The sequence below is a fragment of the Streptomyces sp. NBC_01264 genome, from assembly GCF_026340675.1.
GTDB lineage: Bacteria > Actinomycetota > Actinomycetes > Streptomycetales > Streptomycetaceae > Streptomyces.
On record NZ_JAPEOX010000002.1, the window covers coordinates 1,349,137 to 1,370,933 of the forward strand.

The 21,797-nt window shown below is 72.7% G+C and carries 21 protein-coding genes and 1 riboswitch; of the genes, 7 read left to right on the forward strand and 14 right to left on the reverse strand.

Annotated elements, in window-relative coordinates; all coding sequences use genetic code 11:
* Positions 1-14: 14 nt before the first annotated feature.
* The 4 genes from OG435_RS39070 to OG435_RS39085 are packed head-to-tail and all read right to left on the reverse strand — an operon-like array spanning position 15 to position 3,277.
* Positions 15-404, reverse strand: a complete 390-nt coding sequence (locus OG435_RS39070) for a VOC family protein (protein WP_266884548.1) — start codon at positions 402-404, stop codon at positions 15-17.
* A gap of 4 nt (positions 405-408) precedes the next feature.
* Positions 409-1,041: a LutC/YkgG family protein gene (locus tag OG435_RS39075; RefSeq protein WP_266884550.1), complete on the reverse strand. Its 633-nt coding sequence runs from the start codon at positions 1,039-1,041 to the stop codon at positions 409-411.
* On the reverse strand, positions 1,038-2,525 hold the full coding sequence (locus OG435_RS39080; RefSeq protein WP_266884552.1) for a lactate utilization protein B: 1,488 nt from the start codon (positions 2,523-2,525) through the stop codon (positions 1,038-1,040). Before OG435_RS39080 ends, OG435_RS39075 begins: the two co-directional genes overlap by 4 nt.
* Entirely contained in the window at positions 2,522-3,277 is a 756-nt protein-coding gene (locus tag OG435_RS39085) for a (Fe-S)-binding protein (protein WP_266884554.1), read from the reverse strand. Before OG435_RS39085 ends, OG435_RS39080 begins: the two co-directional genes overlap by 4 nt.
* 18 nt (positions 3,278-3,295) lie before the next feature.
* On the opposite strand from OG435_RS39085, the gene cobF reads away from it, so the two are divergent.
* A complete protein-coding gene (gene cobF / locus OG435_RS39090; protein ID WP_266884556.1) occupies positions 3,296-4,048 on the forward strand; it encodes a precorrin-6A synthase (deacetylating) in 753 nt (250 codons plus the stop codon).
* A gap of 40 nt (positions 4,049-4,088) precedes the next feature.
* On the opposite strand, the gene OG435_RS39095 is transcribed toward cobF, so the two are convergent.
* The 3 genes from OG435_RS39095 to OG435_RS39105 form a co-directional block, all read right to left on the reverse strand.
* Complete coding sequence (locus tag OG435_RS39095) at positions 4,089-5,324, reverse strand: aminotransferase class V-fold PLP-dependent enzyme (RefSeq protein WP_266884558.1); 1,236 nt, start codon at positions 5,322-5,324, stop codon at positions 4,089-4,091.
* A gap of 114 nt (positions 5,325-5,438) precedes the next feature.
* Positions 5,439-6,071, reverse strand: a complete 633-nt coding sequence (locus OG435_RS39100; RefSeq protein WP_266884560.1) for an anaerobic ribonucleoside-triphosphate reductase activating protein — start codon at positions 6,069-6,071, stop codon at positions 5,439-5,441.
* Positions 6,068-7,456, reverse strand: a complete 1,389-nt coding sequence (locus OG435_RS39105) for a ribonucleoside triphosphate reductase (protein WP_323188027.1) — start codon at positions 7,454-7,456, stop codon at positions 6,068-6,070. Before OG435_RS39105 ends, OG435_RS39100 begins: the two co-directional genes overlap by 4 nt.
* 181 nt (positions 7,457-7,637) lie before the next feature.
* Here OG435_RS39105 and OG435_RS39110 point away from each other — a divergent pair, with 181 nt between their 5' ends.
* Entirely contained in the window at positions 7,638-8,864 is a 1,227-nt protein-coding gene (locus tag OG435_RS39110; protein ID WP_266875563.1) for an IS110 family transposase, read from the forward strand.
* Here the strand turns inward: OG435_RS39110 and nrdD are convergent.
* Both nrdD and OG435_RS39120 read right to left on the reverse strand, forming a co-directional pair.
* Positions 8,797-9,339 carry an anaerobic ribonucleoside-triphosphate reductase gene (nrdD, locus tag OG435_RS39115; protein WP_266884562.1) on the reverse strand — a complete coding sequence of 181 codons (543 nt, stop codon included), beginning with the start codon at positions 9,337-9,339 and terminating at the stop codon, positions 8,797-8,799. The genes OG435_RS39110 and nrdD overlap by 68 nt on opposite strands.
* Positions 9,340-9,381: 42 nt before the next feature.
* A riboswitch (cobalamin riboswitch) is annotated at positions 9,382-9,522 on the reverse strand.
* Between the two features lie 102 nt (positions 9,523-9,624).
* Complete coding sequence (locus OG435_RS39120; protein WP_266884564.1) at positions 9,625-11,217, reverse strand: glycoside hydrolase family 71 protein; 1,593 nt, start codon at positions 11,215-11,217, stop codon at positions 9,625-9,627.
* 413 nt (positions 11,218-11,630) lie between these two features.
* Between OG435_RS39120 and OG435_RS39125 the strand changes: the two genes are divergently transcribed.
* Entirely contained in the window at positions 11,631-12,083 is a 453-nt protein-coding gene (locus OG435_RS39125; RefSeq protein ID WP_266884566.1) for a hypothetical protein, read from the forward strand.
* Positions 12,084-12,199: 116 nt separating this feature from the next.
* Here the strand turns inward: OG435_RS39125 and OG435_RS39130 are convergent, their stop codons facing one another.
* Together OG435_RS39130 and OG435_RS39135 are read right to left on the reverse strand one after the other, a co-directional pair.
* Positions 12,200-14,422 carry an NADP-dependent isocitrate dehydrogenase gene (locus tag OG435_RS39130; RefSeq protein WP_266884568.1) on the reverse strand — a complete coding sequence of 741 codons (2,223 nt, stop codon included), beginning with the start codon at positions 14,420-14,422 and terminating at the stop codon, positions 12,200-12,202.
* A gap of 214 nt (positions 14,423-14,636) precedes the next feature.
* A complete protein-coding gene (locus OG435_RS39135; protein ID WP_266884570.1) occupies positions 14,637-14,990 on the reverse strand; it encodes a DUF805 domain-containing protein in 354 nt (117 codons plus the stop codon).
* A 271-nt stretch (positions 14,991-15,261) separates the two neighbouring features.
* Here OG435_RS39135 and OG435_RS39140 point away from each other — a divergent pair, with 271 nt between their 5' ends.
* Positions 15,262-16,266: an NAD-dependent epimerase/dehydratase family protein gene (locus OG435_RS39140; protein WP_266884572.1), complete on the forward strand. Its 1,005-nt coding sequence runs from the start codon at positions 15,262-15,264 to the stop codon at positions 16,264-16,266.
* A gap of 191 nt (positions 16,267-16,457) precedes the next feature.
* Here the strand turns inward: OG435_RS39140 and OG435_RS39145 are convergent, their stop codons facing one another.
* Complete coding sequence (locus tag OG435_RS39145) at positions 16,458-17,612, reverse strand: sensor histidine kinase (RefSeq protein ID WP_266884574.1); 1,155 nt, start codon at positions 17,610-17,612, stop codon at positions 16,458-16,460.
* Positions 17,609-18,328 carry a response regulator transcription factor gene (locus tag OG435_RS39150; RefSeq protein ID WP_430625846.1) on the reverse strand — a complete coding sequence of 240 codons (720 nt, stop codon included), beginning with the start codon at positions 18,326-18,328 and terminating at the stop codon, positions 17,609-17,611. Before OG435_RS39150 ends, OG435_RS39145 begins: the two co-directional genes overlap by 4 nt.
* Positions 18,329-18,535: 207 nt before the next feature.
* On the opposite strand from OG435_RS39150, the gene OG435_RS39155 reads away from it, so the two are divergent.
* The 3 genes from OG435_RS39155 to OG435_RS39165 are packed head-to-tail and all read left to right on the forward strand — an operon-like array spanning position 18,536 to position 20,570.
* On the forward strand, positions 18,536-19,246 hold the full coding sequence (locus tag OG435_RS39155) for a glycosyltransferase family 2 protein (RefSeq protein WP_266884578.1): 711 nt from the start codon (positions 18,536-18,538) through the stop codon (positions 19,244-19,246).
* On the forward strand, positions 19,243-19,869 hold the full coding sequence (locus OG435_RS39160; RefSeq protein ID WP_266884580.1) for a TIGR04282 family arsenosugar biosynthesis glycosyltransferase: 627 nt from the start codon (positions 19,243-19,245) through the stop codon (positions 19,867-19,869). Before OG435_RS39155 ends, OG435_RS39160 begins: the two co-directional genes overlap by 4 nt.
* A complete protein-coding gene (locus OG435_RS39165) occupies positions 19,866-20,570 on the forward strand; it encodes a class I SAM-dependent methyltransferase (RefSeq protein ID WP_266884582.1) in 705 nt (234 codons plus the stop codon). Before OG435_RS39160 ends, OG435_RS39165 begins: the two co-directional genes overlap by 4 nt.
* A 65-nt stretch (positions 20,571-20,635) precedes the next feature.
* Here the strand turns inward: OG435_RS39165 and OG435_RS39170 are convergent, their stop codons facing one another.
* Positions 20,636-21,751, reverse strand: coding sequence for a serine hydrolase domain-containing protein (locus OG435_RS39170; protein ID WP_266884584.1), 1,116 nt, complete (start codon positions 21,749-21,751; stop codon positions 20,636-20,638).
* Positions 21,752-21,797: the final 46 nt, after the last annotated feature.

Here is a 21,797-nt window from a genome sequence, read left to right on the forward strand (position 1 = left end):
GCGCCCGGCCGGGGCTACGCCGGCTGGAGGAGGTCCCAGCGGTTGCCGTAGAGGTCCTGGAAGACGGCGACCGAGCCGTACGGCTCGTGCCGCGGCTCCTCCAGGAAGCGGACGCCCTCCGCGGTCATCCGGGCGTGGTCGGCGGCGAAGTCGTCCGTGTAGAGGAAGAAGCCGACGCGGCCGCCCGTCTGGTCGCCCACGCGGGAGCGCTGGGCCTCGTCCTTGGCGCGGGCCAGCAGCAGTGCCGATTCCTTGGCGCCCGGCGGGCGCACCACGACCCAGCGGGAGCCGTCCGGGCGCGGGGTGTCCTCGGCGAGGTCGAAGCCGAGCGCGCGGGTGTAGAAGTCGATGGCCTCGTCGTAGTCGTGGACCACGAGGGCGGTGAGGGCGAGGTGGGAGGACATGCCCTCATTGTGCGCCGAGGAGGACCACGTCCAGGATGCGGGGGCCGTGCACCCCCTCCACCCGGTCCAGCTCGATGTCGCTGGTGGCGGAGGGGCCCGAGATCCAGGTCAGTGGGCGGGTGGGGTCCAGCAGCGGTAGTGCGCGGGGGACGGAGTCCACCACCTGGCCGGGGACGCGGACCACGCAGACGTGGTGGTCCGGGATCAGGGTGATCCGGCGCCGTCCCTGCCCGGGTCCGCCGTCGAGGACGATCGTGCCGGTCTCGGCGATCGCCAGGGCGCAGCCGGTCACCACGCTGTCCACGGCGTCCAGTTGGTACGGGGTGGAGGCCGCGCGGTCGTGGATCCGGGTCGCGTCGACGGCCGCCATCCAGTGCGGAGGCAGCCCGGGCGGTACCAGGACCGACTCGGAGCCCCGCTCGGCGAGGAGCCGCACCAGCAGCATGGCAATGCCGTCCTCGTCGACCCGGTGGACCTTCGCCCGGTACTCCGCGAGGTTCGCGGCGAGCAGGTCCACGTTCTCGGCCGGGGTGCGGACGCCGTGGACCTCGAGGTAGTCCCGGGGGATCCCGGTGTCCGGGCGCGGCTCCGGCAGGGCCCGGCGGATGCGGGCCAGGATCTGCTCCCTGGCGCTCATGGGCGTGCCTCCTTCTCGCGCGCCGCCCACCAGTCGCGGAACGAGCGCTCCGGGAGCTCCGGCAGCTCCCTGCTGTCCGTCCAGGCCCGCCCCGGCCCCGGCAGCCGGCCCGGTCGCAGCCGGCGGGCGCGGGCCAGCAGCCGCTCTCCCGCGCGCAGCGCCCCCGGGCGGTCGAGGAGGAGCCGGGCGGCCCGCATCGCGGCCCGTTCGGCGGTGTGGCCGTGGGCGGGGCGGATGCGGACCCGGATGCCCTCGCGGGTCACCGGGCCGCCCTGGACCACCCGTTCGCGCAGGTGGAGCAGGACTTCGGGGATGTCGATGGCGACCGGGCAGACCTCGTAGCAGGCCCCGCACAGGGTGGAGGCGTAGGGCAGGGTGGCGTCGATCTCGCTCCCGGTGCCCCGGAGCTGGGGGCTGAGGATGGCGCCGATCGGGCCGGGGTAGACGGAGCCGTAGGCGTGGCCGCCGGCGCGCTCGTACACCGGGCAGACGTTGAGGCAGGCCGAGCAGCGGATGCAGCGCAGGGCCTGGCGGCCCACCTCGTCGGCGAGGGTGTCGGTGCGGCCGTTGTCGAGCAGGACGAGGTGGAAGGCGGAGGGGCCGTCGCCGTCCGCCGCGTTCGACGGACCCAGCCCGGTCCACATGGTCGTGTACGGGTTCATCCGCTCGGCCGTCGAGGAGCGGGGCAGGGTCTGGAGGAAGATCTCCAGGTCGCGGAAGGTCGGGATCACCTTCTCGATGCCGACCACCGAGATCAGGGTCTCGGGCAGGGTCAGGCACATCCGGCCGTTGCCCTCGGACTCGAAGACGACCAGGGTGCCGGTCTCGGCCACCATGAAGTTGGCTCCGGACAAGGCGACTTTGGCCCGCAGGAACTTCTCGCGCAGGTGCAGCCGGGCGGCTTCGGCGAGCTCGCGCGGGTCGTCGCCCAGTCCCTCGGGGGCCGGACGGCCCCAACCGCCCATCTCCGCGGCGAAGATCTCGCGGATCTCGCCGCGGTTGCGGTGGATGGCCGGGACCAGGATGTGGGAGGGCCGGTCGTGGCCGAGCTGGACGATGAGCTCGGCGAGGTCGGTCTCGTACGCGGCGATCCCGGCCGCCTCCAGGGCCTCGTTGAGGCCGATCTCCTGGGTGGCCATGGACTTGACCTTGACGACTTCCCGCTCCCCGGTGGCCCGGACCAGGTCCGTCACGATGCGGTTGGCCTCGTCGGCGTCGGCCGCCCAGTGGACGGTGCCGCCCGCGGCGGTGACGGCGGCCTCCAGCTGGAGCAGGTAGCGGTCGAGGTGCGCCAGGGTGTGGTCCTTGACCGCCTTGCCGGCCGCGCGCAGCCGGTCCCAGTCCTCCAGTTCGGCGACGGCCCGGGCCCGCTTGTCGCGGATCGTGTGCGTGGCGTGGCGGAGGTTGGCCCGCAGCACCTCGTCCCGTACGGCTTCGCGGGCCGCGTCGGGGAAGGCCGGCATGCCGAGGTACGTGCCCGTCATACGAGTGGTTCCTCCTCCGTCGCGGCCAGGATCTCGGCGAGGTGCAGGGCCCGCAGCGGGGCGGCCCGGCGGCGCAGGATGCCGTCGAGGTGGGCGAGGCAGGAGTTGTCGGCCCCGCACAGCACCTCGGCGCCGGTGGACAGCGCGTGGGCGGTCTTGTCGGTGCCCATCACGGCCGATACGTCGGGGTTCTTGACGGCGAAGGTCCCGCCGAAGCCGCAGCACTCCTCGGCGCCGGGCAGTTCGCGCAGCTCCAGACCGCGTACGGCGGCCAGCAGCCGCCGGGGCCGGTCCCCCAGCCCGAGGCCCCGCAGGCCGTGGCAGGACGGGTGGTAGGTGACGGTGTGCGGGAAGTACGCGCCGACGTCCGTCACCCCGAGGACGTCGACCAGGAACTCCGTGAGCTCGTACACGCGCGGTACGAGGTCCTCGGCCAGCGCGGCCAGGGCGGGCCCCCGGCCCTCGGCCTCGGCCGCGCGCCCGATCCGGGGGTAGTGGGCGCGGACCATGGCGGCGCAGGAACCGGACGGGGTGACCACGTACGGGTACCCGGCGAAGGCCTCGGCGGTACGCCGGACCAGTGGTTCGGCCTCGCGCCGGTAGCCGGTGTTGTACTGCGGCTGCCCGCAGCAGCTCTGCGCGGCGGGGAAGTCCACGGTGACCCCGAGCCGCTCCAGGAGGCGGACCACGGCGATGCCGGTGCGCGGGTAGAGCGCGTCGTTGACGCAGGTGACGAACAGGGCGGCGCGCATGATGGGCACAATAGCCCGGTGAAGAAGTTCTCAGTGATCGGCATAGGCGCGGGCGACCCGGACCATCTGACCCTCCAGGCGGTCAGGGCGATCGGCGCGGCGGACGCATTCCTCATCCTGGAGAAGGGCGAGGAGAAGGCGGATCTGACCGGGCTGCGGCGCGCGATGCTCGACGCGCACGCCCGCCCGGGACACCGGCTGGTGGAGGGCCGCGATCCCGACCGGGACCGGACCCCCTCCGACTACACCCCGACGGTGGACGGCTGGCGCAGCGCGCGGGCCGAGCTCTTCGAGCGGTTCATCGCCGAGGACCTCGCGGAGGGCGAGACGGGCGCGTTCCTGGTGTGGGGCGATCCCTCGCTCTACGACTCCACGCTCGCGATCCTCGACGAGGTGCTGGAGAAGGGCCGGGTCGCCTTCGAGCACGAGGTGGTGCCGGGCATCAGCAGCATCTCCTCGCTGCTGGCCCGCCACCGCACCACCCTGAACCGGGTGGGCCGCCCGGTCCAGATCACCACCGGGCGCCGGCTCGCGGAGGGCTGGCCGGAGGGTGTGGACGACGTGGTGGTGATGCTGGACGCCCGGCACGCCTTCACCGCCCACCTCGACCAGGACCTGTACATCTACTGGGGCGCGTACGTCGGCACGCCCGACGAGATCCTGGTCTCGGGGAAGCTGGCGGAGGTCGCCGGCCGGATCGAGGAGCTGCGTACCGAGGCCCGTGCCCGCAAGGGCTGGATCATGGACACGTACCTGCTCCGGCGCGACTGAGGCCGCACGCCTCGGCGCGGGTGGGCCTCGCGGGCAGGCCTCAGCGCAGGTAGGCGGGCAGGACCTCGGCGAGCCGCTCGTACTCCTCGGCCCGGTTGTAGATCTGCCCGCTCACCCGGATGCCGCCGCCGCCCGGCCAGGGCCAGATGAGCACCCGGATCCGCTGCTCGGCCGCGATCCGCTCGCGCAGTTCGGCGGAGGCCGCCGGGGATTCGGCCACCCCCGGCGGCAGGCGGAGCGTGCGCAGGGCGAGGCCCTGGGTGTGCGGGAGCGGGACGATTCCCCGGATCCCGGCGAGCAGGGCCGCGCCGTAGGCGGCCATCGCGCTGTTGTGGGCCCGCACCTTGGCCGCGTCGAGCTCCTCCAGCAGGTCGAGCCCCTCGGGGGCGGCGAGCCAGCCGGTGTAGTCGAAGGTGGCGCGGTTCTCCACGGAGCGCGGGTAGCCGTGGTGGTCCTCCCAGGAGCGCACCGGCGGGCGGATCCGGTCGCGGTGCCGCGGGGCGACGGACAGGATCGCCGTCCCGGACGGGGCGTAGGCCCATTTGTGGAGGTTGCCGAACCAGAAGTCGGCGCCCCCGCCCAGCGGGTCCGGGATCATGCCGGGCGCGTGGGCGCCGTCCACGATGGTGATGACGCCCCGCTCGGCGAGTTCGGCGAGCAGCCGGGGCGAGGCGATGAGCCGGGCGGTGGCCGAGCTGATGTGGTCGAGCACGGCGACCCGGGTCCGCGGGGTGACCCCGGCCAGCACGGCTTCCCGTACGGCGTCCTCGTCGGGGAGGTCGGTGCCCAGGGCCACGGTGGTGAGCGGGGCGCGCCGGGCGGCGGCCGCGACGGCGGTGCCGTAGCCGTGGTCGGTGACCAGGATCTCGTCGCCGGCGGCGAACTCCACCGCGTCGAGGGCCACGTTGGCGGCCTCGGTGGCGTTGGACACGAAGGCGAGCCCGTCCGGATCGGCGCCGAGCCGGGCGGCGATCCGGGACCGGGCCTCGACGAGCCGGCCGGAGACGCCGATGAAGAAGGCGTCGGGGTCGGCGTGCACCTCGGCGCGCAGGGCGGCCTGTGCTTCCTGGACGGGGACGGGCACCGCGCCGAACGATCCGTGGTTGAGGTGGGAGACCTCGCCGGAGAGCCGGAACAGTTCGCGGCCGCCCGGGAATTCGGCGGGGCGGTGTACGGACCCGCCGTGTGAGGCGGCCCCGGCCCGTCCGGTGGCGTCGGCGGGGCCGGCGCCGCCGGTGCGGTCGGTGCGGTCGGTCGGCTCGGCGGGCTGGGTCACGGGGGACCTCCGTGGGTGCGGCGCGGCTGTCGAACCGATCATGCCCCGCCGCCCGCCCGGAGGGACAGCTCCCCCCGGCCGTCGCGGCCGCCGGGCCCCCGGGCTCCCGGGCTCTCAGGCCGCCGGCGGGCGCACGGTCTGGCGGAGCGTGGGCCCCGCGCTCAGGTCCGCGAGCCAGTCGTCCAGGTCGGCCACGGCGGGCGGGCCCAGGAGGGCCGGGTCCACCGTGGTGCGGAGCTGGTGGGGAACCCCCGAGGCGAGCAGGAGGCGCAGGCTGCGCTCGGCGGAGGCCGCCGCGTGGCCGATGCCGGTGACCCGTTCGTAGCGGGTGGGCGGCGCCTTGACGTCGAAGCCGACCCAGTCCAGCAGGCCCGCGTCCAGCAGCCGGGCCAGCCGACGGGGGAAGGCTCCCCCGGTGTGGAGCCCGACCTCCAGGCCGAGCGCGCGGGCCTCCCGTACGGCTCGGGGCAGGCCGCGCTGGAGCAGCGGTTCCCCGCCCGAGAAGACGATCCCGTCGAGCAGCCCGGTGCGGCGGGCGAGGTGGCCGAGCACCTCGTCCCAGGAGACGGCCGCCGGGGCGCGGGCGGGCAGCAGGCCGGGGTTGTGGCAGTAGCCGCACCGCCAGGGGCAGCCCTGGCAGAAGACGGTGGTGACCAGCCGGCCGGGCCAGTCGCAGGTGGACAGCCGGGACCAGCCGCCGATGCGGATGACCTCGTCCGGCGGGACGGCGGCCGCCCCGGGGCTCACACCGCCGCCTTGAAGTGGACGCGCTCGGCGTGCTCGCCCTTCTTGCCGATGTTGAAGGAGGACACCGGGCGGTGGTAGCCCATGACCCGGGTCCAGACCTCGCACACGGCCCCGCAGGTGGGGCAGTGGGGCTGCTCCCCCGCCAGGTAGCCGTGGTCCGCGCAGATGGAGAAGGTCGGGGTCACCGTCAGGTACGGGAGCCGGAAGGTCTCCAGCGAGCGCCGGACCAGCTTGCGGCAGGCCTCCGCCGTCGGGATCCGCTCGGGGGTGTACAGGTGCAGGACGGTGCCGCCGGTGTACTTGCCCTGCAGCTCGTCCTGGCGCTCCAGCGCCTCGAAGGGGTCGTCGGTCCAGCCGACGGGCAGCTGCGAGGAGTTGGTGTAGTACGGGTTGGCGTCGGTGCCGGCCTGGAGGATGCCGGGGAAGCGGGCCCGGTCCTCCTTGGCGAAGCGGTACGTCGTGCCCTCGGCGGGGGTGGCCTCCAGGTTGTAGAGGTGGCCGGTGGTCTCCTGGAAGTCGACCATCCGGGCCCGGACCCGGTCCAGGAGGCGGACCGCGAGGGCGTGGCCCTCGGGGGTGGTGATGTCGTGGGCGTCCGCGCTGAAGTTGCGGATCATCTCGTTGACGCCGTTGACCCCGATGGTGGAGAAATGGTTGCGCAGGGTGCCCAAGTACCGCTTGGTGTAGGGGAAGAGACCGCCGTCGATCAGGTCCTGAACGGTGATCCGCTTGAGTTCGAGGCTGTCCTTGGCGAGCTCGCACAGCCGGTCCACCTCGGCCAGCAGCCCTTCCTCGTCACCCGCGTGAACATGGCCGAGGCGGGCGCAGTTGAGGGTGACGACGCCCAGCGAGCCGGTCTGCTCGGCGCTGCCGAAGAGGCCGTTGCCGCGCTTGAGCAGCTCGGTCAGGTCGAGCTGGAGCCGGCAGCACATGGAGCGGATCATGTTCGGTTCGAGCTCGGAGTTGATGAAGTTCTGGAAGTACGGGAGCCCGTACTTGGCGGTCATCGCGAAGAGCCGCTCGGCGTTCTCGCTCTCCCAGGCGAAGTCCTTGGTGATGTTGTAGGTCGGGATGGGGAAGGTGAACACCCGGCCGGTGGCGTCCCCCTCCGTCATCACCTCGATGTACGCCCGGTTGATCATGTCCATCTCGGCCTGGAGCTCGCCGTAGGTGAAACCGGTCTCCTCCCCCGCGACCACCGGGACCTGCTCGCGCAGGTCCTCGGGGCAGATCCAGTCGAAGGTGAGGTTGGTGAAGGGGGTCTGGGTGCCCCAGCGCGAGGGCACGTTGAGGTTGTGCACGAGTTCCTGGACGCACTGCCTAATGGGACGTATCGGGTCGTAGAGACTTGATGTTGTAGCCGCCAGCAGGTGAGCACTTCCGATGCCGGAGCCGTTCGAGTTCTGTGGTCAGACCGTGCCCCTGCTGGTCGGCCGGGAGGCCATGACCGCTGATGGGATGGCGTGCCCGCCCACGGGCGTGAGCACTGGATCCATTAGGCCGCGTGCCGTGCCTTCCGCAGGCTGCTGTGCAACTGAACGAACGGATACGAGCGGGAGAGAACTGTTGCTGCTGATCGGTGACGACTGGGCCGAAGACCATCACGATGTCGAGGTCCAGGACGGGACGGGCCGCAAGCTGGCCGTCGCGACCCTGCCCGAGGGGGTGGAGGGCATCGCGAAACTGCACGCGCTCATCGCGAAGTACGGTGGCGCGGATGTGGACTCCGCCGAGGTGGTGGTGGGGATCGAGACCGATCGCGGCCCGTGGGTGCAGGCCCTGATCGCCTCCGGCTACCAGGTGTTCGCGATCAACCCGAGGCAGGTCAACCGGTTCAAGGAACGCTACGGAACCTCCGGCGCCAAGAGCGATAAAGGCGATGCGCACGCGCTGGCAGACATGGTCCGTATCGACCGTGACCAGTTGCGGCCCGTCGCTGGAGACAGCGAGCAGGCCCAGGCCGTGAAGGTCGTCGCCCGTGCCCACCAGACACTGATCTGGGAACGCACCCGCACCTTCCAGCGGCTGCGCAATACGCTGCGCGAGTACTTCCCCGCGGCCCTGGACGCCTACGCCGACTTGGCGCTGACCAGCACGGACGCACTGGAGCTGCTGATCAAGGCGCCCACGCCCGCCACCGCGGCGAAGCTGACGCGCCCCCAGATCACCGCGGTCCTGACCCGCCACCGCCGGCACAACCGGCCCCAGAAAGCCGCCACGATCCAGACCGCGCTGCGAGAAGAACACCTCGGTCTGCCCGAACCGGTGACCGCCGCCTACGCGGCCGCCGCGACAGCCCACGCGCGCCTGCTGATCAGTCTGAACGAGCAGATAGCCGAGCTCGAAAGGCAGGTGAAGGCACATTTTCTTGAGCACCCGGACGCTGAGATCTACCTCTCGATGCCCGGCATCGCGGAGATCACCGGCGCCCGGGTGCTCGCCGAGTTCGGGGACGACCCCACCCGCTACGACAACGCGAAGGCCCGCAAGAACTACGCCGGGACCAGCCCTATCACCCGGGCCTCCGGCAAGAGCCACACCGTCCAGGCCCGCTACGTCCGCAACAACCGCCTCGCCTCGGCCCTGCAACTCCAGGCGTTCTCCGCGCTGAACACCTCACCCGGCGCCCGCCGCTACTACGACAAGCAGCGCGCCCGCGACGCCGGCTACAACCCTGCCCTCCGCCAGGTCGGAAACCGCCTCGTCGGCATCCTCCACGGATGCCTCAAAACCCGCACCCACTACGACGAAGCAACCGCCTGGTCACACCACGCCCAGCTCTATCCCTCTTGACATGAAACGGCATGGGATGTCTGACCTGGTCGTACGTCAGCGCGTCGAGGCGGACGTAGGGGGCGAGGCAGGTGTCGAACGAGGAGAAGGCCTGGGCGCCCGCCCATTCGTTCTGCAGGGTGCCGAGGAAATTCACGATCTGCCCGACGGCCGAGGACAGGTGCCGGGGAGGTACGGAGTCGATCTGTCCGGGGACTCCGTTGAAGCCCTCGGTCAGCAGGGTGCGCAGGGACCAGCCGGCGCAGTAGCCGGAGAGCATGTCCAGGTCGTGGATGTGGAAGTCGCCCTCGCGGTGGGCGCGGGCCACGGCGTCGGGGTAGACCTGTTCCAGCCAGTAGTTGGCGGTGATCTTGCCGGCGGCGTTGAGGATGAGGCCGCCGAGCGAATAGCCCTGGTTGGCGTTGGCGTTCACCCGCCAGTCCCGGCGGTCCAGGTATTCGGTCACGGTCTCTACGGCGTCGACGACAGCAGTCACGGCGGCCCTCCCACGAGGCTCGGCACGGAAGATTGGCGGGCCGTCCGAAGGCCCGTGCCGGCAGGTGTCGGACTCGTCCGCCTGGGCGGATTCACCGTTGCGGGGCAGTCCCGGATTCCCACCGGGTTCCCTGTTGCCTCGGTCGGGGAGAGGCCCCGCCGAACCGGCAGAGTCAACACTACATATAGATGTGAGCCCGGGTAGCCACCACTACATATGGGGTGACGAAGGTCCCAGAGCAAGGGACTTCGGGCCCTGCCAGCTCACGCCGGAGCCTCCGCGGGCTCAGCTCCGGCCGCTGGTGGCGGCGTAGTACTGGAGGTCCTGGACCTCCACCGTGCGGTCCACCCGGTAGGGCAGCTCCACCCGGGCCCCGGTCCTGCCGTCCCGCACCACGGCCGCCGAGCCGGTGCCCGGAGCCAGGGGCAGCAGCCGGGAGTGCACCCCGGCCGGGGCCTCGTGCGCGTCCCCGGCCGCTCCCACGGACGTACGGATGCGCGCGGGCGCGGTCAGGAAGCTCAGCACCTCCACCGTGTCCCGGGCCGCGGCGCTGCCGCCCCGCAGCGACATCACGAGGGACTGGCCGCCGCTCGGGTCGGCGGCGGCGAACTGGGTGCGCGAGCTCAGGTACAGCGTGTCGCGGACGACCCTCGGCCAGCCGCCCGTCTTGAACCGCGTGAGGTAGTAGGAGGAAAGGTCCAGGTAGGCATGGCCGTTGTGCAGGGAGGGCGCGAACTGGCTGCCCTCGCTGTAGTCGTTCCAGGTGGTGAGCTGGACCCAGTCCGCCCCGTCCTCGATGGCCCGGTTCCATGTGGCGCGCAGGGTGGCGGTGTTGCCGGCCTCGTCGTAGATGCCCTGATTGGGCCGGGCGTCCTGGACCGATACGGGCTGCATCCAGATCTTGCCCGCGGCGTGGGCGCGCCGGACGTCGCGCGTGGAGCCCTCCTGGCCGACGTAACTGCGGCTGCCCCACTCGGAGAATCCGTAGCTGATGGGCTCGAACGCGCCGCTGTGCGCACCGAAGTCGAGGAGGAGCGGGACGAAGGCGGTACGGATGCCGTGCCGGGACTTCAGCACCTCCATCATCCGGGTCCACCAGGCGGCGCTCTTCTCCTCCGCCTTGAACGGCGAGACGACCAGCCGGCCGTCGGGCAGCCGGTGGGCGGCCGGGGCCTTGCCGAGGTCCGCGAGGAGGTCGGCGAGCACCGCCGGGTCGTCGGTGCCCAGGGAGGTCATGTCCGGCATCAGCATGACCTTGAAGGCCGGATCCACCGAACGGGCGGCTTCCATCAGGAGCTTGCAGCGCTCCAGGTTCTTCCCGGTCAGGGAGAGCAGGTCGAGGGTGAACCCGTCGAGGCCGGCGGCGCGGGCCGTGCGGACCTCCTGCTGGAGGTTGGCGAGCTCCCAGTTCCCCGCCTTGGGCGGGACGGGCAGCGGCCGGTCGCGCAGCAGGCCGCCGTAGCGCTCGTGCTTGCCGTTCTCGCCGTCCGGCTTCAGATAGTTGCGGGTGTAGTAGTCGGCGTCGGCGCTCGCGTTGTCCAGGGAGAGCGGGTACGGGGTGAAGTAGTGGGCGAAGACCAGCTTCTTGCCGGCGGCGCCGGAGCGCAGGGCGGCCGGCTGAGGCATGTCGAAGGGCAGCGGGCCGGAGGGGCGGACTCCGTCGCCCGTACCGGGCCCCGGGTCCTCGGGGTCCGGGGACGGACCGGCCGGGCTCTGCGGGGCGGTGGCGCCCGGGCCGCCGGCGGTGGGGCCGGTCACGGGCGGCGCGGAGCCGTCGCCGGGGGTCACGGGCAGGGTGGCGACCGGGCCGGGCAGCGGGCGGACCTGCGCGCCGGCGACGGTACGGGTGTCCCAGGCGATCCCCGCCGCGGCGCTCACGCCCACGAGGAGGAAGGCCGACAGGAAGAAACCCAGAAGGGGTCTTCGGCTCCGGAGACCCGCACGGCGCCGGTGCGCCGCCCGCCTCGCGCCCCGCCCTGTCCGACGCCGATCCGCACTCATCCTGGCCCCTCCCCCGAACGTGCCCGGGCATCGGGCCGCACCGCAGCAGTACAGCGGATTCCGGGCTCCCGGACAACCATGGCCGGAACCGGGTGGACAGGGCGCCCCTCGCGCAGGGGTGGACAAAGGGATGTGACCTGTACAACTCATGTGATCATCGGGCGCCACGGGCCTTTCACCGGAATAGGGAATTCCCCTGGCCTTTCCCGAAATCTGGCGCATAATCGTCTTCATGCGGCTCGAAACAACCCTCTTGCCGCAGGTCACGCATGCAGGGGGGCATCGTGCCGATGAGGGATTCCAGAGGAGCCGGAACGTTCCCGGCGACCTCCGCGGAGCTGTCCCGTCTTTTCACCGCAGTGCGCCGGGGCAAGGTGGTGACCGTCACCGGTCGGTTCCGTGAGCCCCGGAGCCAGTTGGTGCGGGAGATCGGGCAACGGCTCTCTTCCAATTTCTACGACGGCGTGGCCGTGGTGTCCATGGAACGGCGGTTCGGAGTCCGCGACCTGACCGCCGCGCTGGGCTGCGTACCGGGCATGCCGTTCCTGCCGTACGGGACGTCGAACGCGGCCTCGTGGCTGGCGGAGCGCGACATGCTGCTCGTCCTCGACGGCTGCGAGCACCTCGCCTCCGAGGCCCTGGACTGGCTGCGCGAGCTGCTCGCCGTGGCTCCCGGGCTGCGGATCCTGGCCGCTGGGCGCGACCCGCTGGCCTTCTCACCGGATCAGGTGCACCGGCTCTGACCGACGCCTCCTGACCGGACGCGCAAACGGGTCCGCCCCGGCCGGCAGCTGCCGGCCGGGGCGGACCCGTGCGAACGGTGGACCTCAGTCCTGAGGGAACTCAGTCCGGAGGGAACTCAGCCGAGGAGCGCGAGCGCCGCGTTCAGCGTCGCGGACGGCCGCATGATCGCCGCGGCCTTGGCGGCGTCGGGCTGGTAGTAGCCACCGATCTCCGCCGGGGCGCCCTGTACGGCGATGAGCTCGCCGACGATCTTCTCCTCGGACTCGGCCAGCGTCTTGGCGAGCGGGTCGAACGCCGCGGCCAGCTTCGGGTCCTCGGTCTGGCGCGACAGCTCCTGCGCCCAGTACAGGGCGAGGTAGAAGTGGCTGCCGCGGTTGTCGATGCCGCCGAGCTTGCGGCTCGGGGACTTGTCCTCGTTGAGGAAGGTGCCGGTCGCACGGTCCAGGGTGTCCGCGAGGACCTGGGCGCGGGCGTTCCCGGTGGTGGTGGCGAGGTGCTCGAAGGAGACCGCCAGCGCGAGGAACTCGCCGAGCGAGTCCCAGCGCAGGTAGTTCTCCTTGACGAGCTGCTGCACGTGCTTCGGGGCGGAGCCGCCGGCGCCGGTCTCGAAGAGGCCGCCGCCGTTCATCAGCGGGACGACCGACAGCATCTTGGCGCTGGTGCCCAGCTCCAGGATCGGGAACAGGTCGGTCAGGTAGTCGCGCAGCACGTTGCCGGTCACCGAGATGGTGTCCTCGCCGCGGCGGATCCGCTCCAGGGAGTAGGCGGTGGCCTCGACCGGGGACAGGATCTTGATGGTAAGACCGTCGGTGTCGTGCTCCGCGAGGTACGTCTTGACCTTGGCGATCAGCTGCGCGTCGTGCGCGCGGCCCTCGTCGAGCCAGAAGACGGCCGGGACGCCGGTGGCGCGGGCGCGGGTGACGGCGAGCTTGACCCAGTCCTGGATCGGCGCGTCCTTGGTCTGGCAGGCGCGGAAGATGTCGCCGGCGGCGACCCCCTGCTCGATGACCGTGGCGCCCGAGGCGGCGTCGACGAGACGGACGGTGCCGGCGGTGGCCAGCTCGAAGGTCTTGTCGTGGCTGCCGTACTCCTCGGCCTTCTGGGCCATGAGGCCGACGTTCGGCACCGAGCCCATCGTGGACGGGTCGTACGCGCCGTGCGTGCGGCAGTCGTCGATGACGACCTGGTAGACACCGGCGTAGCTGCTGTCCGGGAGGACGGCGAGCGTGTCGGCCTCGGCGCCGTCCGGGCCCCACATGTGGCCGGAGGTGCGGATCATGGCCGGCATGGAGGCGTCGACGATGACGTCCGAGGGGACGTGCAGGTTGGTGATGCCCTTGTCGGAGTCCACCATCGCGAGGGCCGGGCCCTCCGCGATCTCGGCGTCGAAGGAGGCCTTGATCGCGGCGGCGTCGGGCAGCGCGCCCAGGCCGTTCAGGATGGTGCCGAGGCCGTCGTTCGGGGACAGACCGGCGGCCGCCAGGGTCTCGCCGTAGCGGGCGAAGGTCTTCGGGAAGAAGGCGCGGACCACGTGGCCGAAGATGATCGGGTCGGAGACCTTCATCATCGTGGCCTTGAGGTGCACGGAGAACAGGACGCCCTCGGCCTTGGCGCGCTCGATCTGGTCGTTGAGGAAGGTGCGCAGCGCGTCGACGTGCAGGACGGACGCGTCCACGACCTCACCGGCGAGCACTGGTACGGAGTCGCGCAGCACGGTGACGGCGCCGTCGGCGTCGACGTGCTCGATGCGCAGCGTGCCGGCCTCGGCGATCACGGCGGACTTCTCGGTGGAGCGGAAGTCGTTCTCGCCCATGGTGGCGACGTTCGTCTTCGACTCGGAGACCCAGGCACCCATGCGGTGCGGGTGCGCCTTGGCGTAGTTCTTCACCGAGGCCGGGGCGCGGCGGTCGGAGTTGCCCTCGCGCAGGACCGGGTTGACGGCGCTGCCCTTGATCTTGTCGTAACGGGCGCGGTTCTCGCGCTCCTCGTCGTTCTTCGGGTCGTCCGGGTAGTCCGGAAGCGCGTAGCCCTGGCCCTGGAGCTCGGCCACCGCGGCCTTGAGCTGCGGGATCGACGCCGAGACGTTGGGCAGCTTGATGATGTTGGCCTCGGGCGTCTTCGCCAGCTCGCCGAGCTCGGCGAGGGCGTCCGCGATCCGCTGCCCCTCTTCCAGGTATTCCGGGAAGCTGGCGATGATCCGGCCTGCCAGGGAGATGTCACGGGTCTCGACATTCACACCGGCCGTCGACGCGTACGCCTGGATCACAGGCAGGAAGGAATACGTCGCGAGGGCCGGGGCCTCGTCAGTGTGCGTGTAGATGATGGTCGAGTCAGTCACCGGATGCTCCGCTCCACAGTCTGCGTCTCTCGTCTGCAACATTGCTCGACATCAAGATATCTCGTGATCGGGCCGGTCTGGACAGCCCCCCGGCGCAAGGTCGGACGAGACGCGCGTCACGCGGGGCGCCGCGGACGCCCGGAACGCCGAAGCGCCACCATCGGCTGTTTCCAGCCAGGGGCGGCGCTCGGGCACTACGGGTTCACGGACCCGCTCAGGCGTGGACGGCCTTGGGGCTCGCGCCGTACTGGTTCGGGCCCGGGGTGCCCTCGGTGGCCATCAGGACGATGGCCCAGATCCAGCCGACGAGGGGGATGAAGCCGACCAGGATCCACCAACCGGACTTGTCCTGGTCGTGGAGGCGGCGGACGCTCACCCCGAGCGTGGGGAGGAAGAGGCCGAGCGCGAAGAGCGAGTACAGCAGCGGGTAGGTGCTGAGCGAGAAGTCCACGATCATGAGCACGATCAGCAGCGCCGCGTAGATCAGCGTGTACATCCAGTACTCCTGGCGCCGGGCGCGACCGTTGAAGTCGACGTAACGCTTGACCACATCGGTGAAGTAGTGCATGGGTCCCCCCAGAGGACGACGTTCCGGCCCACCCGGACGGAGCAAGCCGGGGCAGAATTTATGCCCCGCTTACGTCGCGGTCAAGCCATTTGGCGAGGCACCAAAAGGGTTACCTTTCGCCGCTCGACGACTCAAACACACCGGTACCGGGCGCAACTTGGGACCCCCTGCCCCCAGGCGCTCACCGCCCGTGACGAAATGACCTGACGGAAGTCTTACGGCGGGGCGTGGGAGCCCCCCGCCGGCCCCGGCGGTCCGTAACGTCCCGGTCATGCGCGTACTCGTCACCGGCGGATCCGGGTTCATCGGCTCCCACATCGTTACCACTCTGCGTCTCCACGGCCACGACCCGCTCGTCCTGGACCTCGTTCCCCCGGCGGACGGCGGCGCGTTCGTGCGGGCCGACGTCCGCGATCCAGAGGCCGTCGCCGAGGCCCTGCGCGGGGTGGACTCCGTCTGCCACCAGGCCGCGATGGTCGGCCTCGGCAAGGACTTCGCGGACGCCCCGGCGTACGTCTCCCACAACGACCTCGGCACGGCGGTGCTGCTCGCCGCCATGGCGGACGGCGGGGTCCGGAACCTGGTGCTCGCCGGCTCGATGGTGGTCTACGGGGAGGGCCGCTACGAGTGCCCGCGCCACGGGGTGGTCCGCCCGGGCCCGCGCCGCGCCGCCGACCTGGCGGCCGGCCGCTTCGAACCGCACTGCCCCGTCTGCGACGCGGAGCTGACGCCGGGGCTGGTGGCCGAGGACGCGCCGACGGATCCGCGCAACGTGTACGCGACCACGAAGCTGGCCCAGGAACACCTGGCGGCCTCCTGGGCGCGCTGCGTGGACGGCCGCGCGGTGTCGCTGCGCTACCACAACGTGTACGGCCCGGGTATGCCGCGCGACACCCCGTACGCGGGTGTGGCCTCCTTCTTCCGCTCCTCGCTGGCGCGGGGCGAGGCACCGCAGGTGTACGAGGACGGCGGCCAGCGGCGGGACTTCGTCCACGTCACGGACGTCGCGGAGGCCAACTTCCTGGCTCTGGAGGCCTCGACGCCGCCCGGCGCGTGCACCGCCTACAACACCGGCAGCGGAACCCCGCACACGGTCGGCGAGATGGCCACCGCCCTGGCCACGGCCCACGGCGGCCCCGCTCCCGTGGTCACCGGAGCCTTCCGCCTGGGCGACGTCCGCCACATCACGGCCGACTCCCACCGCCTGCGCACGGACCTGGGCTGGCGCCCGGAAGTCGACTTCGCCGAGGGCATGACGGACTTCGCCCACGCCTGACCCGGGCCGGGCCCAGGCGGCCGCCGGCAAATCCGGCCCGCCTGGCCCCGCCCGGCCCATGGGCCCGCACCTCCAAGGCGGCCGCCGGCCAAATCCAGCCCCGCCGGCGATTGAGGCGCGGGGGTCCGGGGGCTGGCCCCCGGCAACGGCGCCGCACCCGTCCGCGGCGGGGACCACCATCCAGCCCCGGCTCAGACCGGCAGCGGCAAGGTCACCTCGAACCGGCATCCTCCGGGAACGTTCCACACCGCCGCCCGCCCCTCGTGCGCCTCCACGATGCCCCGTACGATCGCCAGCCCCAGCCCGGCCCCCGCCGGCGGCGCCGGCACCGACGCCACCCCCGTCACCCCCGCCGGAGGCGTCCGCGCCTGCGTGCCCCGCCACCCCGTGTCGAAGACCCGCGGCAGGTCCTCCGCCGGGATCCCGCCGCAGCCGTCCGTCACGGAGACGACCACCGCTCCCCCGTCGGCCCGCACCGAGGCCGCGATCGCCACGGTGCCGTCCGCCGGCGTGTGCCGGATCGCGTTGATCAGCAGGTTGGCCAGGACCCGCGTCATCTCCTTGCCGTCCACCTCCACCGGCACCCGGTCCACCGCTCCGCCGTCGAGCCGTACCCCGCGCTCCCGCGCCAGCGGGTGCACCCCGGACAGTGCGTCGCCGACCAGGTCGTACACGGACATCCGGCTCGGGCTCAGCGCCAGCGCCCCCGCGTGGATGCGGGACAGTTCGAAGAGGTCGCCGACCATGGAGTTCAGCCGGTCCACCTCGGTGCGGATCTGCCGGTGGTAGCGCGCCTGATCCTCCGCCATGCCGTCCTCCAGCGCCTCGGACATCGCCCGCAGCCCCGCGAGCGGGGTCCGCAGATCGTGCGAGATCCAGGCCACCAGCTCCCGCCGCGAGGTCTCCAGCGCGCGCTCCCGTTCCCGGGACACCGCCAGCTTCCCGCTCGTCGCCGCCAACTCCCGCGACAGCGAATCCAGTTCCGCCGTCGCCAGTCCGGGCGGCGCCGCGAAGCTGCCGCCTTCACCGAAGTCCCGGGCGGCCAGCGACAGCTCTCTGCTGCGCGCCACCACCCAGCGTCCCAGCACCAGCGCCACGGCCAGTGAGACCATCGCCGCCATGGCCACGACCAGGGTGACCACCCCGAGGTCGTGCCGGGAGAGGAACATCGCCTGGGCCACGGCGAGCGTCCCGGCCAGCATCGCGGTGACCGTCACGGCGGCGATCACCGTCAGGGACACCGCCACCGACCGGTGCCGCACCAGCCTCAGCACGAGCGCCCCGAGCATTCCCGCGCACACGGCCCCGCCGAACGCGAACAGCGCGATGAGCAGTATGTCCTTCATGCCGCGGCCACCTCGTCCGGGTCGCCCGGTGCGAAGCGGTAGCCGACGCCCCACACCGTCTGGATCAGCTTCGGCCTCCCCGGGTCCTCCTCGACCTTCGCGCGCAGGCGGCGTACGTGCACCGTCACCGTCGAGAGGTCGCCGAAGTCCCAGCCCCACACCTCGCGCATCAGCTCCTCCCGCCCGTGCGCCTGCCCGGGATGCCGGAGGAAGTGCGCCAGCAGGTCGAACTCCCGCACGGTGAGCGCCAGTTCACGCCCATCCTGCGCGGCCCGGTGGGTGGCCGGATCGAGGGTGATCCCGGCGCCGGTGAGCGGGCCCCCTCCCCTGCCGTCCCCCGCCGCGACCGCGGGCCCGGCGGCCGCCGCGCGGCGCAGCACGGAGGCGACCCGCAGGACCAGCTCGCGTGGGCTGAAGGGTTTCGTGACGTAGTCGTCGGCGCCCAGTTCCAGTCCCGCGATCCGGTCGTCCTCGTCGCCCCGCGCGGTCAGCATGATCACGGGCACCGGGCCGCCGGCCGCGCGGAGCCTGCGGCACACCTCCAGCCCGTCCAGACCCGGCAGCATGAGGTCCAGTACGACCAGGTCGGGCCTGCTCAGAGCGGCTCGGGCAAGCGCCGCCGGGCCGTCGGCAGCGCTCTCCACCGTGTGGCCGGCGCGCCTGAGGTAGCCGGTGACGACCTCCGACACGGTCGGGTCGTCGTCGACGACCAGGATCCGCGCGGGCGCCGGTGCCGCACCGCCGCCACCGCTGCTGCTGTTGCTGTTGCTGTTGCTGTTGCTGACGCCGTCACCGCTCATACCGTCCACCCTCCCACCCGCGGGCGCCGGGCCGGGCCCCGGACTGCGTCCGTGGGAGCGACGTCCGCGTTTCGTAAGGAGTCCACGGCCCTTTTGCGGGGCCCCGGTTCCTACGGTGAATCCGTGAGCGAAACCGTGACGGTAGACGTCGTACTCCCCTGTCTGAACGAGGCGGAGGCCCTGCCCTGGGTCCTCGCGCGCATTCCGGACGGCTGGCGGGCCCTGGTCGTGGACAACGGTTCCACCGACGGCTCCGCCGAGGTCGCGCGGGCCCTCGGCGCGACCGTGGTCACCGAGGACCGGCGCGGTTTCGGAGCCGCCTGCCACGCCGGGCTGCTCGCCGCCGAGGCGGACGTCGTCTGCTTCTGCGACTGCGACGCCTCGCTGGACCCCGGGCTGCTGACCGGCTTCGTGGCGGCCGTCGCCGCGGGCGAGGCCGATCTGGTGCTCGGCCGGCGCCGGCCGCAGGGCCGCGGCGCCTGGCCCGCGCATGCGCGGGCCGGAAACCTGGCCCTGGCCCGGCTGCTGCGCCGGCGGACCGGCCTGCGGCTGCGCGACCTGGGCCCCATGCGGGCCGGGCGCCGGGAGGGCCTTCTCGCGCTGGACCTGTCGGACCGGCGCTCCGGCTACCCGCTGCAGATGGTGGTCCGGGCCGCGGACGCGGGCTGGCGGATCCGGGAGGTGGACGTGCCGTACCTGCCGCGCTCGGGGAAGTCGAAGGTGACGGGCACCTGGCGGGGCACCTGGCAGGCGGTGCGCGACATGAGCCGGGTCCTGGCACAGCCGGCCGACGGCCGGACCGCCGCGGACGCGCACCCGGGCGGTGCGCGATGAACACGACGACCACGCTGATGGTGATCGCCAAGGAGCCGGTCCCGGGCCGGGTCAAGACCCGGCTCACCCCGCCGTTCACCCCGGCCGAGGCGGCCGCGCTCGCCGAGGCCTCGCTCGCCGACACCCTCGCCGCCGTGGCCGCGACCCCCGCGCGGCGCCGGGTCCTGGTCCTGGAGGGCCGGCCCGGCCCGTGGCTGCCGCCCGGCTTCGAGGTGGTCCCGCAGTGCGCCGGGAGCCTGGACCTGCGGCTCGCCGCCGCGTTCGGGGCCTGCGACGGGCCCGCGCTGCTGATCGGCATGGACACCCCACAGGTCACACCGGAGCTGCTGGACGTCGACTGGTCGGCGTACGGGGCCTGGTTCGGGCCCGCCGTCGACGGCGGGTTCTGGGCCCTGGGACTCGCCGTCCCGGACCCGGCGCTGCTGCGCGGGGTACCCATGTCGCTCCCCGAGACGGGCGCGGTCCAGTACGAACGGCTGCGCGCGACCGGGCTGCGCACCGGCCGGCTGCCCGTCCTGCGGGACGTCGACACCGCCGGGGACGCCCGACTGGTCGCCGCCGAGGCCCCGGCGGGCGCCTTCGCCGCGCGGCTGGCGGACCTCACCCGGCCGGTCCTGCGATGACCACGCTCACCTCGGGCGACGCCCGGGCCGGCGGTCCGGTCACCGCCTGGTCCGCCGATCCGTACACGGTGGCCCTGCGGCGCGGCCGCGGGCCGCTCTATCTGCGGCGGGGCGACGGATGGCTCCTCCCGCTGGACGTGGAGCGCTGGTGCGAGGCTCCGGACGGCGCCGACCGGACGGTGCTGGGCCGCTGCCGCGGCGCCGTCCTGGACATCGGCTGCGGCCCCGGCCGGCTGGTCTGCGCGCTCGCCGCCCGCGGACACCGGGCCCTGGGCATCGACGTCAGCCCGGAGGCGGTGGCCCGGACCGCCCGCACGGGTGGCACCGCCCTGCACCGGTCGGTCTTCGACACCCTTCCCGACGAAGGCCGTTGGGACACGGCGCTGCTCATCGACGGGAACATCGGCATCGGCGGGGACCCCACCGCGCTGCTGCGCCGGACGGCCGAGGTGCTCGCGGTGACGGGCTCGCTGATCGTGGAGTGCGTGCAGGCGGAGGCCGGGGCCGACGTGGACGAACGCTGCGAGGTCCGGGTGGCCGACGGCCGTGGCGGCCTCGGCGTTCCGTTCCCCTGGGCCCGCGTCGGCCCGGCGGCCCTGACCCGGCACGCGGCGGCCGCGGGCTGGACCCCGGCCGGCCACTGGACCACGGCGGGCCGGGCCTTCACCGTACTGACGCGGGGAGCGGCCCCGTCCCCGTAGTAGGAGCCCCGTAGCCGCAGTCCCGTAGCCGCGTCCTCGTAGCCGCAGCCCCGTAGCCCGGGCCGTCAGTGCAGTCCGCCGTACGCGGCCATGACGATCTCCATGCCGCGGTCGTCCTGCTCCCGGTCCCGGTCGGTCATCTGGTTCATCACGTAGGCCACGGTCATCCGCGCGTCTGGATCGCTCACCACCAGCGAGCCGCCCCAGCCGCCCCAGCCGAAGGTGTTGCCGAACTTCCCGAAGCCCGTCGTCCAGGACATCGGCGTGCCCAGGACGCGGTCCGGGCCGCTGAACACCTCCTGCCACGCGGGCTCGCACCCCCGGGGCGACAGCAGGCGCACACCGCCGGCCGTCCCCCGGTTCGCCAGGACCGACTGGACCAGGGCGACCGAGCGGGCATTGCCGAAGCCGTTCACGGCGGGGATCCGCGCACGGCGCCAGGCGGGAGAGTTGACGTCCCTGACCCGGACGGCGAGGCCGGTGTCCTCGCGGGGCGCGCCGTCCGGTCCGGGCGGCGCACTGGCGGCGTACGCGTCGGTCAGGGACGGCGGCGGGATGAGCGGTGCGACGCGGTGGTCGTGCTCGGCGGGCAGCCCGATGTGGAAGTCCGCGCCCAGCGGCCCGGCGACCTCCTGCGCGAAGAACTCGCCGATGCCGAGGCCGGTGACGCGGCGGACGATCTCGCCGACGAGGAACCCGAAGGTGAGTGCGTGGTACCCGGCGGCCGTTCCCGGTTCCCAGGCGGGTGCCCGCGCGGCCAGGCCCGCCGTCACGCCCTCCCAGTCGTACAGTTCCCCGACCGTCCGCAGCCGGGGCAGATCCGGCAGCCCCGCGGTGTGCGAGAGCACGTGCCGTACGAGCACGCCCTCCTTGCCCGCCGCGGCGAACTCGGGCCAGTAGGCGGCGACCGGCGCGGACAGGTCCAGGAGGTCCCGGTCGGCGAGGATCAGCGCGCACAGGGCCGTCATGTTCTTCGTCGTCGAGTTCACGCAGGCGAGGGTGGAGTCCTGCCATGCGACGGAGCGGTCCGTGTCGGCGTACCCGCCCCAGAGGTCGACCACCGGCTCACCGTCCACGTGGACCGCCACCGAGGCACCCACGTCGCGCTTCTCGAGCAACCCCGCGAGTGCCTCGTGAACAGCGCCGAACCGCGGCGCGCAATATCCCTTAATGTCGTTCATGGGACCGAGCCTCGGGCAGCGCCAGGGCTTGCCGCCCGACAATTCC